11 protein-coding genes are annotated in these 18862 nt (G+C 35.4%); 10 read left to right on the forward strand and 1 reads right to left on the reverse strand.

Features of this window, described 5'->3' with window-relative positions; genetic code table 11:
- Positions 1 to 8: 8 nt before the first annotated feature.
- From QOX35_RS11335 to QOX35_RS11380, 10 genes are all read left to right on the forward strand, one after another.
- Positions 9 to 3884, forward strand: coding sequence for a hybrid sensor histidine kinase/response regulator transcription factor (locus QOX35_RS11335; RefSeq protein ID WP_283686985.1), 3876 nt, complete (start codon positions 9 to 11; stop codon positions 3882 to 3884).
- Between the two features lie 136 nt (positions 3885 to 4020).
- Positions 4021 to 6468 carry a glycoside hydrolase family 31 protein gene (locus QOX35_RS11340; protein WP_283686986.1) on the forward strand — a complete coding sequence of 816 codons (2448 nt, stop codon included), beginning with the start codon at positions 4021 to 4023 and terminating at the stop codon, positions 6466 to 6468.
- Positions 6469 to 6498: 30 nt separating this feature from the next.
- The gene (locus QOX35_RS11345) at positions 6499 to 8439 is read left to right on the forward strand and encodes a glycoside hydrolase family 97 protein (RefSeq protein ID WP_283686987.1); all 1941 of its coding nucleotides are present in this window, start codon (positions 6499 to 6501) and stop codon (positions 8437 to 8439) included.
- A gap of 8 nt (positions 8440 to 8447) precedes the next feature.
- Positions 8448 to 9782, forward strand: a complete 1335-nt coding sequence (locus QOX35_RS11350; RefSeq protein WP_283686988.1) for a glycoside hydrolase family 43 protein — start codon at positions 8448 to 8450, stop codon at positions 9780 to 9782.
- Between the two features lie 20 nt (positions 9783 to 9802).
- On the forward strand, positions 9803 to 11158 hold the full coding sequence (locus QOX35_RS11355) for a glycoside hydrolase family 43 protein (protein ID WP_283686989.1): 1356 nt from the start codon (positions 9803 to 9805) through the stop codon (positions 11156 to 11158).
- Positions 11159 to 11263: 105 nt separating this feature from the next.
- Entirely contained in the window at positions 11264 to 12064 is an 801-nt protein-coding gene (locus QOX35_RS11360; RefSeq protein ID WP_283686990.1) for a sialate O-acetylesterase, read from the forward strand.
- Positions 12065 to 12077: 13 nt separating this feature from the next.
- Positions 12078 to 13361 (forward strand): family 8 glycosyl hydrolase, encoded by a 1284-nt coding sequence (locus QOX35_RS11365; RefSeq protein ID WP_283686991.1) that lies wholly within the window; start codon positions 12078 to 12080, stop codon positions 13359 to 13361.
- A 20-nt stretch (positions 13362 to 13381) separates the two neighbouring features.
- Positions 13382 to 14536 carry an alpha/beta hydrolase gene (locus QOX35_RS11370; RefSeq protein WP_283686992.1) on the forward strand — a complete coding sequence of 385 codons (1155 nt, stop codon included), beginning with the start codon at positions 13382 to 13384 and terminating at the stop codon, positions 14534 to 14536.
- Positions 14533 to 15408, forward strand: a complete 876-nt coding sequence (locus QOX35_RS11375; protein WP_283686993.1) for an alpha/beta hydrolase — start codon at positions 14533 to 14535, stop codon at positions 15406 to 15408. Before QOX35_RS11370 ends, QOX35_RS11375 begins: the two co-directional genes overlap by 4 nt.
- Positions 15409 to 15631: 223 nt before the next feature.
- Positions 15632 to 16333 carry an NUDIX hydrolase gene (locus QOX35_RS11380; protein WP_283686994.1) on the forward strand — a complete coding sequence of 234 codons (702 nt, stop codon included), beginning with the start codon at positions 15632 to 15634 and terminating at the stop codon, positions 16331 to 16333.
- Positions 16334 to 16429: 96 nt separating this feature from the next.
- Here the strand turns inward: QOX35_RS11380 and QOX35_RS11385 are convergent, their stop codons facing one another.
- Complete coding sequence (locus QOX35_RS11385) at positions 16430 to 18793, reverse strand: glycoside hydrolase family 127 protein (RefSeq protein WP_283686995.1); 2364 nt, start codon at positions 18791 to 18793, stop codon at positions 16430 to 16432.
- Between the last annotated feature and the right edge of the window lie 69 nt (positions 18794 to 18862).

The raw sequence follows: 18862 nt of genomic DNA on the forward strand, positions 1-18862 counted from the left end.
CATATATCATGAAGAATATTTTACTTTTGCTTCTTTTTTTTATATTTACAATTAGTGCACTTGCTGCGGATATCCGATTTTATAATATAAATGATGTTTACGGTACATCCATTCGTGAAGTATATTCTATAACTAAAGACGATAATGGATTTATTTGGGGTGCCTCCAAAACGGGCATATTAAGGATATCTTCTAATAATTGCAGAAAATATCAATTACCTCATAAATCTACCGATATTTACTTTACAAGACTCGATTATTCGGACTCTACATTAATGGCTTACACAAATAATAGTCAGATATTTAAATACGATCCTCTATATGATCGGTTTGATTTATTGGTCGACTTGAAGCGATTATTAAATAACGAATATATTGCTACAAAAAGAGCTGTAGTCGATAAAAATAAAAGTATTTGGATTGGCACCTCTAATGGTTTGTACAAATATGAGAATCATCAATTGAAATTAAAAGTACACGATCTAGAGATTGTTTTCATAAGCAAGTATACTTCAAATAGCTTGTTCTTGGCTACTCCTGAAGGAATGGCTATTTTTCATACGGATACAGATAAACTGGAATATATATATAAGTATAGTCGAGATAACGAATTGGAAGTTTCCTCATTTTTATACGATGCGCAAACAAATAAACTTTGGATAGGAACAATTTCGAATGGGCTTTGGTCTTATGATCTTAGTAATCGTCAATTGTTGAATAAAGAAGCAAATAAATTGCCCAGACAACCTATATTGTCGATAAAAAAAAATACAACCTCATCACTTCTTATTGGTATTGATGGTCAAGGATTATGGGAATTGAGCGAAAATGGAGATAAAGTATTGAATATCTATAAAGAAGATGTTAACGACTTTTTCTCGCTTCATGGAGATGGTGTATATGATATATTCTGTGATGATAATGAACGTATCTGGGTGGCAACTTATACCGGAGGTCTATCATTCTTTGAACAAAAAATATTCCCTGTAAACCAAATTACCCATCAAATTAATAACCCAAACTCGCTAATAAATAATCATGTAAATAAGGTAATTGAAGATAAAAAAGGGAATATATGGTTTGCTACGAATAATGGCGTAAATAGATGGAATCCAAAATCAAATAAATGGGATGCATTTTACGATAATAAACAAGAACAGGCTAAAGTCTTTTTAGCCTTATGTGAAGATAATGATGGGAATATTTGGGCAGGAAGTTATTCGTCCGGAGTATATGTTCTTGATGGTGATACAGGAAGAGAACTGAATCATTATTTTCAAGAGAAAGAAGAAAATGGCTTTTCCGGTAAATTTATATCCGACATATTTAAAGATTCTCAAGGTAATATTTGGATTGGAGGCACCGGCAATATTATTTGCTATAAAGAGAAAGAAAAGCGTTTTCGTATTTTTGATCGTCAATCCATGTATGCTTTTGCAGAGTTGTCGTCCGATAAACTTCTTTTGGCTTGTGATTATGGATTAATATCTATGAATAAAAATACCGGCAATAAAGAGTTGCTCTTAAATGATTGTCTTGTACAGGATATTCTTATTAATGGGGATGATATCTGGCTGGGGACTTCAGGAAATGGATTGGTTTACTTCAACTATAAAACAAGAAATTCAAAGAAATATACTTCCGAATCAGGGTTGACATCGAACTACGTAAATAGTATTATGTTAGATAATGATGCTCTATGGCTTGGTACCGAAAGTGGTTTATGTAGATTCAGCATAAAAGATAAATCGGTATATGAGTACCCATCATCATTATCATTAAAAACAGTATCATTTAATACAAATTCGAAATACAGACAGAAAAATGGAAACTTGATCTGGGGTACAAATAAAGGAGCGGTTATTTTTAATCCTGATTTATTATATAATAATGAAACTAAAGGGAAGATATTTATTCAGGATATAATTATATCAGGAAAATCTATACGACAAAATAAGGATTTATTGAGTGATATACCAATCAATAAAAGAGCTGAGTTAACATTGAGGTATGACCAAAATAATTTTACAATCGAATTATTACCATTAAGCAGCTCTTTAAGTGGATATAAATTCTCATGGAAATTAGAAGACTTTGATTCAGACTGGAGTAATCCTAGTGATTTATCCATTCTAACATATACAAATCTCCAGAAAGGAAATTACAATTTGAAAATACGAATGTTCGATAGTTCTGGCAATCAGCTTGACGAACGTTCGTTGTTTATAAATGTAACACCTCCATTTTGGCAAACATGGTGGTTTCGCCTTATTCTTCTTATAATTATAATAGGAATTATAGCTTACCTTCTAAGGTCATATTCCAATAGGTTAAAACAAAAGCATGCCAGAGATAAGATACGATTCTTTACAAATATTGCACATGATATCCGAACTTCGGTAACATTGATAAATTCTCCGATTGAAGAACTCGAGAAAGATCAAATGATGTCCGAAAAATCCAAATATTACTTGTCTTTAGCACAAAGTCAATCGAAACGTTTGCTCTCTGTTGCCACACAATTGCTGGATTTCCAAAAAGTAGATATCGGAAAAGGACAGGTTTTTTTGATGATGACAGATATTGTAGCATTAATATCTCAGCGATGTTTAATGTTTGAAGAAATGTCAAGAAAGAGAAATATAAAATTAAACTTTTCTTCAAATCAAAATTCATATAATACTGCATTGGATGATATGAAAATAGAAAAAGTAGTAGATAATCTTGTTTCCAATGCAATAAAGTATTCGCACGATGATACCCAAGTCGATATAATTTTAACATGTGAGCCTAAACAATGGATTTTAGAGGTTAAAGATTACGGACTAGGAATATCCGAAAATGCAAAAGGTAAATTATTTAGAGAATTTTATAGAGGAGATAATAATATAAATTCCAAAATAGTTGGCTCGGGTATTGGGCTATTACTTGTAAAAAGTTATATACTCATGCATGAAGGCAATGTTCTTTTCGAAAGTAAAGAAAATGAAGGTTCTAGCTTTAAAATAGTTGTTCCTTATAAACACGTTGAGGAAGCAATGCCTAAACCAGCTTTGTCTGAAATAAAAAATAATACAGAATTCAACGATGACATTTCGCTTTATAAAGATATAGATCAGAAAAATATTCAAGATAAACAAATGTCTATATTGCTTGTAGAGGACAATATAGATCTTCAGAATTTTTTAGCTTGTTCTTTTAGAGATCAATACAATGTTACAACCGCAAGTAATGGGAGTGAAGCGTGGGCTATTATTCAATCCAAATCTTTTGATTTGATTCTTTCTGATATTTTAATGCCTGAAATGAATGGGTTGGAATTGTGTAAATTAGTAAAATCGACATTCGAAACATCTCATATACCTGTTATACTTTTAACATCTTTAGCCGAAAAAGAGAATCTGATTGAAGGTCTGCACCTTGGAGCAGATGATTATATAACAAAGCCTTTTGATATCCGTATTCTTAATTATCGAATCAGTACAATCTTAAAAAATAGGATTATAGTCCGGGATAAAGCTCTAAAGCTAATTAGTCAATCTGATGCAGAACAAGATATTTTCATAAATGAGTTGAATGATAAGTTTATAAAAAAAGCATTGAGTATAGTTCATGAAAATATGTCAAACACTCAATTTGGGAAAGAAGAGTTTGCTTCAGAAATGCACATCAGCTCTTCTCTTCTATATCAGAAACTGAAGGCACTTACAGGACAATCACCTATCGATTTCATCAGATCAATAAGGTTTAATCATGCCTTGGAATTATTGAAAACACACCAATATACTATTTCGGAAGTAAGTGATATCTGTGGCTTTTCAAGTAATAATTATTTTAGCACAGCATTCAAAAAATATTTTGGAAAATCTCCCACAGAAATATAATAACACTACATATAATTAGAAATAAACAGGCTGATTTGTCTAAAATGTAAGGTTTTTTATCTGAAATCAAACATGAAAAAGGGAGTTCATATATTAGTTTTGTTAAATCATATTTGTTAATGAAATCTAATATACAATGAAACCCAGTCTCATTTTTTTACTTCTATTTCTGACATGTGGCTATACTTCACAGTCAATAGCTCAAAATTATCAGGATACACAATCCGGTATTCGAACTACCATAGGTGACATAGATATAGAGCTTCGCTTTTACACGCCATCTTGTGTAAGAATTTTAAAATCTCCACAAAATCATCAATACAAAAAGGAAAGCCTTTCGGTTATCGATAATAATCGTGCTGTAAATATAGAAAAAAAGCAAAAGGGAGATGTTCTTATATTAAAGACTCCATCAATGCATGTTACTCTGGATTTAAAATCGGGACAAATGTTTTTTTACAATACGCAGAATAAACTTTTGCTAAAAGAAAAAGGCCAGCCTGTATTTACGGATTTTGATGATGCCGGAGAGAAAACGTTTTCGGTCTCTCAAAAATTTGCTCTTGAAAAGGATGAATCCATTTATGGTTTAGGACAGCTACAAAATGGAAAAATGAAGCAACGAAATTTAACCAAATATTTAATTCAGGGAAATGTAGAGAATGTTGTAACATTTTTCCAATCAAATAAAGGCTATGGTGTATTTTGGGACAATTATTCTCCAACTACATTTAAGGATGATCAAGAAGAGACTTCTTTCTCCTCTGAGGTAGGAGATTGTGTTGATTATTACTTTATGTATGGCGGAAATTCGGATGGAGTAATTGCTCAAATGCGCGAACTTACAGGGCAAGTACCCATGTTTCCGTTATGGACATACGGTTTTTGGCAAAGTAAAGAACGATACAAAAGTCAGGATGAAACAGTTGGTGTTGTAAAAAAATATAGAGACTTGGGAGTTCCTCTTGATGGAATTATTCAAGATTGGCAATACTGGGGACATAATTATCTGTGGAATGCGATGGACTTTCAAAACCCACTATTTAACGATCCTCAAAAAATGGTTGATGATATTCATTCGATGAATGCTCATATGATTATTTCCATTTGGTCGTCATTCGGTCCTGCAACAAAGCCTTACAGAGAACTCGACAAAAACGGATTACTATTCAATTTTACAACATGGCCTCAGTCCGGTATGGATACTTGGCCTCCAAATATGGATTATCCATCGGGTGTGCGTGTATATGATGCGTATAGTCCTAAAGCGCGAGATATCTATTGGAAATATTTAAATAGCGGTCTTTTTAAATACGGAATAGATGGATGGTGGATGGATTCTACCGAACCCGACCACTTAGATTGGAAACCCGAAGATATGGATACCAAAACTTATCTCGGTTCGTTCCGGAAAGTGCGTAATGCATTTCCATTGATGACAGTAGGCGGTGTTTATGACCATCAGCGAGCTACCTCTTCGAATAAACGTGTATTCATACTTACCCGTTCTGGTTTTGCCGGTCAGCAACGATATGGAGCCAATGTTTGGTCAGGGGATGTTAGTTCATCTTGGGAATCTTTACGCAATCAGGTTCCGGCTGGTCTTAACTTTTCTATTTGTGGGTTGCCTCATTGGAATAGCGATATCGGAGGTTTCTTTGCCGGTGCTTATAATAAAACGTGGAATGACGGCAGTGCAACTCGTAATCCAATGTTTCAGGAATTGTATGTTCGTTGGTTACAATTTGGGGCTTTCAATCCGATGATGCGTTCCCACGGAACAGATACGCCAAGGGAAATTTATTGTTTTGGAACAAAAGGAGAGCCTATTTATGATGCCATTGAAAAAACGATTAATCTGCGCTATGCCCTTTTACCATATATTTACTCTACTTCATGGGAAGTAACCAATAAGCAGTCAAGCTTTATGCGAGCTTTAGTGATGGACTTTCCGAATGATCCTAAAGCGTTAGACCTGAATGACGAGTTTATGTTTGGCAAGTCAATCCTTGTAGCTCCTATCGTGAAAGCACAATACACGCCCGAAAAGATTGTAAAGGTAAATGAAGAAGAAGGATGGAATAGAGATCAGGCAAAAGATGCGGATGGCAATATGGTTGTTGATTTTACAGCTAAGAAGCGTACTCAGGTATATCTCCCGGCCGGAACTACTTGGTATGATTTCTGGACTAATCAACAATATAAAGGCGGACAAAGAATAGAGCTGGAAACAACTATTGATAATACTCCATTATTTATTAAAGCCGGAAGTATTATTCCATTTGGACCAAAAGTACAATATGCTACAGAGAAACAATGGGATCACTTGCAACTACGTGTATATACAGGTGCTAACGGGTCATTTGTTCTTTACGAAGATGAATTTGACAATTATAATTATGAAAAGGGAGAATATACCGAGATTCCTATTACATGGAATAATGCTTCCCGCACCTTAATTATCGGAGATAGAAAAGGATCTTATAAAGGGATGTTACTTAGTCGAAAATTGACAATAATTCTTCAGGATGCTACCCAAAAGACAGTTGAATACGATGGTAATAACTTAGAAATAAAATTTTGATATATACTTAAATATAGAATAAAAGAAAAAATGAAAAGAATTGTTTGTTTAGTTTTTATAGCCTTTTTTATGTTTCAGGCATATAGTCAGAAAGCAACAGTGACTAGCCCTGATGGACTATTATCGGTAAAAATTTTCCTTGATAATGGTATTCCTATGTATGCCGTTGAGTATAAAAATAAGACTATGCTCGAAAAGTCTCCATTAGGTATTATCACAAATGAAGGTGATTTTAGTAGAGGACTCGAATATATTTCAGAAAAAGAGGGAGCGGTAGATAAAAAATATACACAAGATAAGATAAAGCAATCAGAGATCCATTATAATGCAAATTCTTTGATCTGCACATTTCAGAATCCAAAAGGAAATCAAATATCTATCTTGTTTCAGGTTAATAACAATAACATTGCTTTCCGTTACGAACTTCCGGAATGGGGTGAGAGAAAGGCTTGTGTTATAGAAAAGGAAGCTACAGGTTTCAAATTTCCTCAATCGACTACAACCTTTTTGTCATATATGATGAGTCCGATGCAAGCCTTTGCTCGTACTTCACCGAGTTACGAAAGTGGTTATACCAACGATGAACAAGTAGGAAAACCAACCCACGAAAATCAAGGATATGTTTTTCCCGGTCTATTTCGTATAAATGATGCCGGCTGGGTTCTTGTTTCAGAAACAGGAGTCAACAGTTTGTATTGCGCATCACATTTAAGTGATGGTACGCAAGAAGGTTTATACACAGTAGCATTTCCGGATAAAAGGCAAAATAACGGATTTGGCAGCACAGGTGCTCAGGTTAGCCTGCCCGGTATTACGCCTTGGCGTACGATAACTGTAGGAGAAACTCTCAAACCTATTGTAGAAACTACTATTCCATTCGATGTTGTTGACCCTTTATATCAAGCAAGTCAATCATATAAATATGGTCGGGCAACTTGGAGTTGGATTGTATGGCAAGATAATAGTATGAATTGGGATGATCAGGTAAAATATATTGATTTAGCTTCCGAAATGGGATACGAATATATTTTGGTGGATGCATTATGGGATGTAAATATTGGCTATACGAAAATTGAAGAGTTGATAAAATATGCGAAGTCAAAAAATGTAGATGTGTTCTTGTGGTATAATTCTAATGGAGGCTTTAATGATGCTCCTCAAGGTCCAAGAAATAAGATGAACACATCTATTTCGCGTAAAGAAGAAATGAAATGGCTAAAGAAGATCGGTGTTAAGGGATTGAAAGTTGACTTTTTCGGTGGTGATAAGCAAGAGACGATGCGTTTGTACGAAGATATTCTTTCAGATGCTAACGATTATGGACTGATGATTATTTTCCATGGATGTACTCTTCCTCGTGGTTGGGAACGCATGTATCCGAACTATGTGGGTAGCGAGGCTGTATTGGCGTCTGAAATGCTTGTGTTTTCGGAAGGTATACGAGAAAATGAGGCTTTCTTTTCGACGCTGCATCCGTTTATTCGCAATACGGTAGGATCTATGGAGTTTGGAGGTGTATTCCTGAATAAATACCTGAATAAAGGGAACAAACAGGGACAAAAGCGATTAACGACCGATGCTTTTCAGCTGGCAACAGGTATTTTATATCAGAATGCTGTTCAAATGTTTGCTCTTACACCTAATAACCTTACAGATACACAAGGCTTCATTCTTGATTTTATGAAAAAAATACCTACAACTTGGGATCAGACATTATATATTGACGGATATCCGGGGAAATATGCTGTGATTGCCCGCCGTAATAATGACCAATGGTATGTTGCGGGAGTAAATGCCTTGAAGGAAACTCAGAAGTTAAAATTAAACTTACCTATGTATGCCGGTAAGAAGATTAAAATGTATAATGATGATAAAAACAGAGAAACCTATTTGAAGGAAATAGAAGTGAAACAGAATGGAGATGTAGAAATATCTATTTTGTCTCAGGGAGGATTTGTATTAACTTATTAAAATAAATTATGAATATAAGATTAACTCTTTTAAGCTGTTTTGTGTGTCTTTTTGTTATTAATTTATCACAAATTAAGGCGCAGTACCCACTTATACAGACAAGATATACAGCCGATCCGGCTCCAATGGTACATAATGATACCGTATTCCTTTATACCACCCATGACGAAGATGATTCTCAGGGATTTAAAATGCTCGACTGGTTGCTTTATACCTCTACGGATATGGTAAACTGGACAGATCATGGGACTGTTGCATCATTAACAAGTTTTAGTTGGGTTACAAAGGATAATGGAGCTTGGGCTCAACAAGTTGTTGAACGAAATGGTAAATTCTATATGTATTGTCCGATACATGGGCAAGGTATTGGCGTTTTAGTATCTGATTCTCCTTATGGACCATTTAAAGATTCTATAAACAAACCACTTGTCTGGCAAAAAGAACATTGGGAGGATATAGATCCCACAGTTTTTATAGATGATGATGGACAGGCATATATGTATTGGGGGAATCCGAATGTTTATTATGTGAAGCTGAATGAAGATATGATTTCTTATTCTGGAAATATTGTGAAATTAGATAAGAACCCTGAGCATTATCAGGAAGGACCATGGGTATATAAACGAAACGGACATTATTATATGGCTTTTGCCGCTACTTGTTGTCCCGAAGGATTAGGGTATGCCATGAGCGACAAACCTACAGGCCCGTGGACAACCAAAGGATATATAATGAAACCAACTCAGCGTACAAGAGGAAACCATCCCGGTGTAATTGATTATAAAGGTAGTTCTTATGTGTTTGGATTGAGTTACGATTTAATGCACCTAGAAACCTTCAAACATCATGAGAGGAGGTCGTCTATGGCAGCAAAAATGCATTATAATGCGGATGGAACTATTCAGGAAGTTCCATATTGGACAGAGAATGTATTGGAGCAAATTGAATTATTTAATCCGTATCGCAGAGTGGAAGCCGAAACTATGGCTTGGGGATATGGTTTGAAAACGGAAAAGATGCCTGATGGCAGAATTTGTCTTACCGGAATAGATGATAATGAATCATTGTGTGTTCGTGGTGTTGATTTTGGTAAAGGAGCAAAAGAATTTTCAGTGCTTGCAGCATGTAATGTAAATGGTGGTTATATCGATATTCGCCTAGATAGTACCAGTGGCCCTTTGATCGGCACATTAGAAGTAACTCGTTCGGGTGCAATGGACAGGTTTAAGCTGATGTCGTGTGCAGTAAATGGTGCTAAGGGGGTACATGATCTTTATTTCTGTTTTAGAAGCACCTCTCAGAAAAATAACTTGTTCTTCCTTGATTATTGGGAATTTAAATGAAATTAGAATCCGAAAAAAATATGAAAGAGAAAATATACTTAATAATGTTGGCAATATTTATGCCAACATTATTGCAATCGCAGAATCCGATCATACAAACGATGTATACAGCCGATCCGGCTCCAATGGTGTATAATGACAGATTATATGTTTATACAACTCATGATGAGGATAACTCTACATGGTTTACAATGAATGATTGGAAGTTGTATTCTACAGATGACATGGTTAACTGGACAGATCATGGTGTAATTCTGAAATATACAGACTTCGAATGGGCAAAAGGTGATGCTTGGGCGCCTCAATGTATCGAGCGTGATGGGAAATTTTATATGTATGTACCTGTTATATCCGGAATAAATAATAGGGGAGCAATCGGTGTTGCGGTAGCAGATAGTCCGTCTGGCCCTTTTTATGATGCTCTTGGTGAACCTTTGGTACAAACAGAATGGGGAGATATCGACCCTACAGTATTCATTGATGATGATGGTCAGGCTTATCTTTACTGGGGAAATCCCAAGTTGTATTATGTTAAGTTAAATGAAGATATGATCTCTTATTCGGGCGATGTAGTCCGTGTTCCGATGGTTGCAGAATCATTCGGCAAAAGAGAAAATAATCCGGAGAGACCGACTTCATACGAGGAAGGACCATGGTTATATAAGCGTAATAATCTTTATTACTTATTTTGGCCGGGAGGCCCTTTGCCCGAATTTATAGGATATTCGACAAGTAAAAGCCCTATAGGGCCATGGAAATATGGTGGTATTGTTATGCCTACAGAAGGTAAATCTTTTACAAACCATCCCGGAGTGATCGATTTTAAAGGGAAAACTTACTTTTTCTATCATAATGGAGCACTGCCTGGTGGAAGCGGTTTTACAAGGTCTGTCTGTGTTGAGGAAATGACGTTTAATGCAGATGGTTCTATCCCCCAATTGAAAATGACAGAAGGAATTAAGCAAGGAATAGGGACTCTCAATCCTTATCGAAAAACAGAAGCAGAAACAATTGCATGGTCTGAAGGTATAAAGGCATCTCAAAATAAACAGGTTGGAGTCTTTGTGACCGCAAAAAAGGATGGGGCATACATAAAAGTTAGAGATGTTGATTTCCAAAACGAAGGAGCTTCTAAGTTTTTTGCACGAATAGGAACTACTCATAATGCAAATGTTACATTTGAAATTCGTCAAGATAAACTAGATGGGGCTTTACTCGGTACAATAAAAGTTCCACGTACCGGAGGCAGTGACAGATGGAAGTTGGTTTCGATTGATGTCCCTAAGATAACAGGTGTTCATGATCTATATTTCGTTTTCAAAGGGCCTCAGAATACTGATGTCATGTACTTTGATTATTGGAGGTTTGCTGAATGATATAATACTTTTATAATCAATTATATCTTCAGATTTTACTATTAAATATGCATTTATATGAAAAAAAATATTCTTTTTATTGTATTGTTTTTTATGTCACTTCATATGTCCATTGTAGCTCAGGATAAGTTTCATGTTTTTTTATGTTTTGGGCAATCCAACATGGAGGGGCATGCGAAGATTGAAGCGCAAGATACTATTGATGTAGATGGTCGTTTTATGATGTTGCAAACGGTTGACTGTCCTGAACTGGGACGTTTTAAGGGAAACTGGTATAAAGCTATTCCACCATTAGCACGATGTCATACAGGACTTAGTCCGGCTGATTATTTTGGAAGGACGATGGTTGCAAACCTTCCGTCAGATACGAAGGTTGGTGTAATCAATGTTGCGGTAGGAGGTTGTAGAATAGAACTCTTTGATAAAGAAAATTTTCAATCTTATGTAGACCAATCTCCAGAATGGCTCAAAAATATGGTTAATGAATATGATGGCAATCCTTATGCCCGATTGATAGAAATGGCTAAGCTGGCTCAAAGTCAGGGTGGTGTGATTAAAGGTATATTACTTCATCAAGGTGAATCTAATAGCGGAGAGACTGATTGGCCGGAAAAAGTCAGAAAAGTATATGACAATATACTAAAAGATCTGAATCTTGAGCCGAATTTAACCCCCTTACTAGCTGGACAACTATTAGATGAAGAACAATATGGGGCATGTGCAAACATGAATTTAATAATAAATACTTTACCCAACGTTATACCGAATGCCCATGTTATTTCTTCAAAAGGATGCGAAGGAGTTAAAGACCGATTGCATTTTAGTGCTGCCGGATATCGAACTTTAGGGACTAGATATGCAGAAAAAATGCTGCAACTGTATAAAGAAAGTTCATTAAAGAAGTAATTAAATTGTACTTATGGAAAAATATTATTGTAAATTATTATTCACGGTACTTTTCTTGTTTTCTTTGATATCGTGTAATCATAATAAACATATCGAAGTCACTCCATGGGAGACAGGAGCTTTTGAATCGCAGAAATATAGGAATCTTTTTACTGAAGTAGGATACTCTAAAGAACAGGTTGATGAGAAATTACAGGGAATATTTCAAAATCTCTTTTTCGGTCGAGATAAGATTTACTTTGAAGTCGGAGATTCAATGGCTTACATATCAGATGTCAAAAATCATGATGTGCGGACAGAAGGAATGTCTTATGGAATGATGATTGCTGTACAACTGAACAAAAAGGATATTTTTGATCGCTTATGGCGTTGGAGCAAAAAGAATATGCAACACCAAGATGGACCTTTTGAAGGTTATTTCGCATGGAGTTGCAAAACTGATGGAACCCCTAATGCAAAAGGATCGGCGTCTGATGGAGAGCTCTATTATATTACTTCTTTGATATTTGCATCTAATCTTTGGGGAAATGATGAAGGAATCGATTATTTGAAAGAAGCTCAGAATATACTTAACTGTTCGATGAATAAGGGTGGGGGAAAAGACGGAGTGACCAACCTTATCGATGCAGAGCACAAACTAATTACTTTTGTGCCTTTCAGAGGGGCTGCTCTGTTTACCGATCCATCGTATCACATTCCTGTATTCTATGAAGTTTGGGCTAAATGGGCAGAAGATGGACGTTCTGAATATTGGAAAGAATGTGCTCGCTCTAGCCGAGACTATCTGCATAAGGCTGTGCATCATGTAACAGGCTTAACTCCTGATTATTCATATTACGATGGAAGGCCATTTCGCACTGAATATGGTATTGTCGGTGAAGATTTTCGGTTTGATTCATGGAGAGTCCCTTTGAATATAGCATTGGATTATTCGTGGAGTTGTGCAGACAAAGAATGGCAACAAGACTATGGCACTAAGATACAAAGTTTCTTATACTCTCAAGGGTTGGAAACATTTGTAGACCAGTATACGATTGATGGAGGAATGGTTTCTGATACATTACCGGCAGGGAACTATAAAAAGAATTTAAGACACTCCTTAGGATTAGTTGCTACAAGTGCTGCCGCAACTACAATGTCTACTTATCCTAAGAGGAGTGAATTTGTTCATCATCTTTGGAATTCTGAACATAAGCCATACGAAGATGGATTTTTTGATGCATACTATGATGGACTATTGTATTTGTTTGCTTTTATGCATTTAAGTGGAAACTATAAAATAATATTTCCGTCCTAACTATTAAATATCTAATTATTATGAAAAACTGTATTTTGCTGTTTATTTTAGTTCTGTCTATTGCCTCTAAAGCTACAGCACAAGATTTAGAGGGAGGTATTTCGTCTGAGTACAATATTCCTGAAGGTCAATATCCTATAGTGAATAGAGATTTAAGTGCTACATTCCGTATCCAAGCTCCTTCTGCGCAAAGCATGCAAGTTGATATATGTGGAAAAAAATATCCGATGACAAAAGATGCAGCCGGTACGTGGGAAGTAACAACCGACCCATTGGTGGTAGGATTTCATTACTACTTCTTATTGATAGATGGAGTATCTGTAGTAGATCCCGCCAGCCAGACGTTTTTTGGTTGTGGAAGAATGGCGAGCGGTATAGAAATTCCCGAATCTAAAGCAGAATCTGTTTATTATTCGTATCAAAAAGATATTGCTCATGGGCAAGTTCGAGAATGTTATTATTTCTCGAAAGTAGAGGAGAAGCAACGTAGATGTTTTGTATATACCCCTGCCGAATATGAAGCGAATCCTACAAAACGTTATCCTGTGCTGTATCTTCAACATGGTATGGGTGAAGACGAAACCGGCTGGAGCAGACAAGGGAAAATGGCATTTATTTTAGATAACCAGATAAGTGAAAAGAAGTGTGTTCCGATGATTGTTGTAATGGATTATGGTAATTGTGGATATATACATGGAACTAAAAAAGGAGAATCTCAAAAGGAGTTTGGAGCATTATTTACCCCAATACTTATAAATGATATTATACCTTATATTGATTCAAATTTCCGGACATTTTCGGATAGAGAAAACAGAGCCATGGCCGGTTTGTCGTGGGGAGGACATCAGACATTTGAGACTACATTGAATAATATAGATAAGTTTTCGCATATAGGAGCCTTTAGTGGCGCTCTTTTCTTTTTGAAAGAAGACAATATAAAGAAAGCCTACAACGGTGTTTTTGCGCAGCCTGATGTTTTTAACAAAAAAGTTCATACTCTTTTCTTAGGCATGGGTTCAGAAGAGGGAATGGGCAGCAAACGCATTAGTGATTTCTTAAAGGAAAATGGGATAAATAATACATATTACGAATCTCCAGGAACTCATCATGAGTGGCTTACTTGGAGACGATGCCTTAATCAATTTTTACCTCTAATATTCAAACAAAAACAATGAAAAAGCTGTTCTTTCTGTTCAGTATATCTCTGATTTTATTGGTAAGTTGTACTACACCTAAGGTGAAATCATTTGTAGATAACAATTATGATACACCTATTGGTTTCGATCAACGCAAACCGGATGTAAGGTATGGTGTAGTTAACGATGTCAGTTATTTTTCGAAGACAACCAATAGCAATAGGCCCGCTAAAATAATTTTGCCGCCAAATTATGATAAGAATAAGAAATACCCGACCTTATATCTTCTTCATGGTTTGGGCGGAAATGAGAATGACTGGTTTGGCGGCAATCCGGATCAAATTATATCGAACTTACTCCATGAGGGGAAATGTAAAGAAATGATAGTTGTTATTCCCAATATCAAAGCTAGGCATGATAGTGTGAAAGTTGCCCCGGAGTTTTACTCTGTCCAACATTTTAAGGAATATGATAATTTTTTGAATGACCTTCAAAATGACCTGTTGCCATATATAGAGAAAAATTATCCGGTACTTTCCGGACGAGATAATCGTGCTGTAGCAGGTTTATCCATGGGAGGTCGTTCTGCTCTCCATATTGGAATAGAAATGATTGATGAATTTGCATATATCGGAGCATTCACTCCTGCAGTAGGTGTTCTGCCTTATGATGTAGAGAAAGGTCTTTTTACACAAGAAACGCTTACTGTGCCTTCAAAGTATAAGAAATCGACTTTGATAATGATAGTAAAAGGAAGCAATGATGATGTCGTAAAAGAATGGCCAGAAGTATATAATAACACACTTAATAAGAATGGAGTAGAGCATATCTATTACATTACACCAGGAGGGCACGATTTTGATGTATGGAAGAATAGTTTGTATAATTTTGTCAGACGAATATTTCAATAATAAACAAGTTTTACTTATTAGAGAATATAATATAGATCGTAGTTAAGTGTTTAACTATCTGTGTCTTTATTCTAGTTGTTGTATATTCATACTTTTGTCGGATAACGCAATATTATATAATGAATACGAGTCGGATAAATAATTATAAAAAAGATGGTATATTTGCATGTAATAAGTGTTTATTATACACTCTATTGTTTGTTTTTAATTTAAATAAATTGAGATGACACCATCATTCTATAAAGAGCAAGAAAAATTCTATATATCCGTCGACTGTATAATACTTGGTTTTAAAGATGATAAAATGTATTTACTTATTTCGAAGCGAAAATTTAATCCATTAGAAGGTCATGATACACTCATGGGTGGATTTTTGCGTTCGAATGAACATCTTAATGAAACAATCTCTCGTGTTGTTTATGAATATACCGGTATTCAGAACGTATATATGGAAGAGGTTGGTGTATATGGCGATATTAATCGTGATCAAGGAGAACGGGTTGTGTCTATCGCATATTATGCATTGATTGATCTGGAATTGTTCGATGATAAACTTTGTAAGGTTCACAATGCCAGATGGGAAGAAGTGGATAAGGTTGGAGAATTAGTTTTCGACCATAACCAGATGCTATCAGATACATTAGTGATACTTAGACGAAAAGCTGCGACTCAGCCTATCGGTTTCAATTTATTACCTGAAAAATTTACTTTACCTCAATTGCAATCCCTTTATGAAGCAATCTATCAAACAAAATTAGATAAACGTAATTTCAGAAAGAAGATGCTGGAAATGAATGTTTTGGAAAAGCAACAGGATAAAGATAAATCAACCTCGAAGCGAGGTGCTTTTTACTACAAATTCAACAAAGAAAAATATGATGAATTATTGAAAAAAGGGTATTCTTTTTTTTCATATGTTGATTAACACTGGTTACATACCATTAATATTATCGTAAAAAAGAACCAAGACTCAGCTAGTCTTGGTTCTTTTTTATTTTAATGTAAAGGTAATACTAAACAGCTATTTATCTTCTAATAATCTAACCTCTATGATTTTCGGTGTTGTATGTTCTTTGTTTGCAGTAAATTTAATATCTAATATCTCTTTTGTCGTCTCGCTTAGAGGAATATCTAATAGTATAAATTGGATTCCCGATTCTGGCTTATTATCTAAGCTTAGATTCTGAAGTTTCTCTCCATTGACCGAAACTTCATAAATGCTTGGTTTATCAGAAGCTAGATGTTTGACATATAGAACTTTGGCCTTCTTGTCTTTGTTTCTCATTTGATAGCTAAACCAGCCCTTAGCTTCCCGCCAGTGAATGTTCTCGAATGATCCTGCATTCGATTCTTCGAATTGTATAAAGTGATCTGATTCCGGTTGTTGTTCTCCACAAGCTACCTTATCTATGGTTTTAGAATCCAGTTTTATACGTTCTTGTTCCTCTCGTTTTATTTGTTCATGCAAACTAGCTAATCCTTCAGTTGTTGTTTGGGGCAAATATATAATATAGCGAGACTCATGCAATCTGAAAAAAGGAATAAATTCCAATTCTGACGGATATTTGGTGGAATAAAGGCTACTCAACTTGAAAGTCAGAGGTTTACCCGGTACAGGTTTAATTTTTGAAGTAATATCTTCTTTATCGCTAACCAATAGAGGCATTTCGGATAAAGGGAGAAGAGTTCCGTGTGCTATATGTCCACCACGGCTATCATCAGCAAACAAACCGGTCATATCTTCCTGTCCTGTTTTCGCAGCAAGAACAATTGGTCCATATCGGAATGAATAGTAATTTGATTTGTCAGGAAGTTGCTCCGCAACAATAGTCATCGGTAATTCTACGCTTATGCGATCTCCTTTTTGCCAAGTTCTTTTTATTGCAATATAACCATTCTTTAGAACTCCAGCATACGTTTTTCCATTCAGCTTAATTTTCATTGTTCCTTTTTCTAACCATGATGGGTATCGTACATACACTGTAAATTCACTTTTTTTCTTAGGGTTTACAGTGATTTCTGTTTTTGATTCGTCGGGGAATTTATTATCCTGAACAATCTCAACATTTTTTTCTTTCCAGTTTAATGAAGAAGGAATGAATAGGTTTACATATAAATCATCACTTGTGTGTGCATAAATCATTTCTCCATATTTTGCATGGCTTTCTATTCCAGATCCAACACAACACCACATACTGGTTTGAGGCTGCGAATATACACGATAATGTCCGGGGCGCATTTGTGTGAAATACACTAAGCCTCCGGTTTGAGGATTTTGACTTGAAAGGATATGATTATATAATGCTTTTTCGTAATAATCAATATACTTTTTATCTAAGGATGTTTGATAAAACATTTTAGATAAACGGAGCATATTGTATGTATTACAAGTCTCGGGGCCTTCATTACTTGTTATCATACTCGAAAAATCATTTGTTGGGTGGAAGTGTTCTCTTACACTATTTCCACCTATACATACCGAGCGATGCTCTACTACAGTTTCCCAAAAGAAACGAGAGGCCTCCGACCAAGATTCATTCCCTTCGATATCAGCAATACGTTTAAAACCTAAAACTTTAGGAATTTGCGTGTTTGCGTGTAATCCTGTTAGTTTATCTTCATGAGCTAATAATGGGTTTAGTATTAATTGGTGAGAAAACTGATGAGCTAATTTCAAATATTTTTCATTTTGCGTTATTACGGCAACATCCGCAAAAGTTTCGTTTAGTCCTCCGTGTTCGCTGCGCAGCATATCTTGTATTTGCTCTTCAGACAAATTCGATACTAGTTTTATAGCCCAGTCTGTCATTTTAATTAACATATCCTTTGCTGTCTCATTCCCTGCAATAAGGTAGGCATCACGTAAGCCTGCATAAGTCTTATGAATATTGTAGAGAGGAACCCACCTGTTATTTAACCCAAAACCAGAGGCTCGAATATCACCTTTGGCTATTTCCTCCCAAATAGCCTTTCCGCCCGGAACACCTCCAATGTATCCATTACCATTTTTATCCTGACATCGTTTCAATTCATTTATCATATAGTCAAGACGATTTTTTATCTGTTCATCTCCTGTAGAAGCATACATCAAAGCAAGAGCTGAAACATAATGCCCTCCGATATGTCCGTCAAGACCCGTGTTTTCCCAATTCGTGTAACTCTCTGCCTTTCTCTGCAATCCAGCTTCTCTTAAGAATGGTGCCAAAAGTCTATCTGCATCTAAATCTAAAAGATATTTTTTATCAAGATCCTGTGCCCTTTTGAAAGGACTATCCAATAACATTATGTCTTTCAGATCAAAATAGTTGATTTTAGGAGTAGTTTCCTGAGCACAAAGGTGAATAACACAAACGAAAGAGAATATTGTTGTAAATAATTTCTTCATTGATATTGATTTAATTTCTATACATAAATACTATTAAAAATAGACAAGCTGATATACTTCTGGTTGGTT

Origin of the sequence: Dysgonomonas sp. Marseille-Q5470 (genome assembly GCF_951230145.1) — a bacterium.
Taxonomy (GTDB): domain Bacteria; phylum Bacteroidota; class Bacteroidia; order Bacteroidales; family Dysgonomonadaceae; genus Dysgonomonas.